Origin of the sequence: Solidesulfovibrio sp. C21 (genome assembly GCF_047785625.1) — a bacterium.
Classification (GTDB): Bacteria; Desulfobacterota; Desulfovibrionia; order Desulfovibrionales; family Desulfovibrionaceae; genus Solidesulfovibrio.
This window is the reverse complement of sequence record NZ_JBLODY010000163.1, coordinates 1-1311: the sequence shown is the minus strand read 5'-3', so window position 1 is coordinate 1311 and position 1311 is coordinate 1. Positions and strand designations below refer to the sequence as shown.

The 1311-nt window shown below is 63.5% G+C and carries 1 protein-coding gene; it reads left to right on the top strand.

The window, feature by feature from the left end; all coding sequences use genetic code 11:
- Positions 1 to 97 precede the first annotated feature (97 nt).
- Positions 98 to 1129, top strand: a complete 1032-nt coding sequence (locus ACMZ6R_RS20465; protein ID WP_416114805.1) for an acyltransferase — start codon at positions 98 to 100, stop codon at positions 1127 to 1129.
- The last annotated feature ends 182 nt before the right edge of the window (positions 1130 to 1311 follow it).

The window sequence follows — 1311 nt, the reverse complement described above, 5'->3', positions numbered from 1 at the left end:
ACCCTTTTCTTCAGAAAAGGGTTCCCCCCGGCATCCTCATCGCTTCCCTCCCCCTCCTCATTTGACGCCTCGGCGACCATGCCCTACCGTGCGCGGCGTGCAGCCACTCATTCCCGTCGCCCCGGCCGCGCCTGCGGCCGGACCGAATAAGCGCCTGTGCTCTTTGGACGCCCTGAAACTCGTCGGCTGCGTCAGCGTCGTGCTGCTGCACGCCCTAGTGCCGAACGTCGAACGGGTGGACGATTCCCTGACCTGGATGGCGGCCAACCTGTTAAGCGCCGCCACGCGGCAGGCCGTGCCGCTTTTTTTTATGATCAGCGGAGCGCTGATGCTGCGCCGCGATTTCCCGTCCCTGCCGGCCCATTTCGGCCGGGTGGCCCTGCGCTACGGCCTGCCGCTTCTGGGGGGCCTTGCCGCCTACAAGGGACTGGCCATCAGCCAGGGCGACCCGACAGGACCCTTCAACACCGTCTTTTACAATGTGCGGGCCAACCTGGGCTTTCACCTGTGGTTCATGTGGGAATTTCTGGGGCTGGCGCTTGTCGCCCCGATTTTGCGGCCGATCGCCGCCGACAAACGCGCGGCGTGGCTGTTCGTGGCCCTGTGGACGGCATACTGCGTCGTCGCGCCCTGGCTGCGCTTCCTGGATATAACGATTCCGGTCGCGAACATGCTTTTTTTCCCGCACACCGGCTATTTCATCCTGGGCTCCCTGCTTGCCGCCTCGCCCCGGCGCGTCCCGCCGCTCTTTCTCGTATGCGGCATGGGCGTCGCCATTGTCGCCACGGCCGGGCTCACGGCCGAATTTTCCCTTCCCGCAGACCGGCTGGACGTGCGCTTTTACGATCCCGCCTCGCCGCTGGTGCTGCTCCTGTGCGCCTGTCTGTTCAAGCTGTGTCTCCAAAGCCTCACCGGGCCGTCGCCCAAGGCGCTGCGCTTCCTGGCCGGGGCGACGTTTACCGTCTACATCTACCACGTCCTGGCGCTTTCCCGACTGACCCACTTCATCGGCCCGACCACCCTCTTCATGAGCGTGTGCGTCCACATGCCCCTGGCCTTCGCAGCCTGCCTGCTCCTGTACGCCATCGCCCGGCGCGTCCCGGGGGTGAAGTATTTCTTTCCGGGATGAGATGCGAGAGGGGGACCCTTTTTGAAAAAAGGGTCCCCCTCTCGCGCTCTCCCCGACCAAAAAATTTCAACGGTTACATATGGATAGTGACAACACCCTGTAATTGCCAAAAGTCTTTTGGGAAGGGGGTCCGGGGGGAACCCTTTTCTTCAGAAAAGGGTTACCCCCCGCGCGTTCTCCCC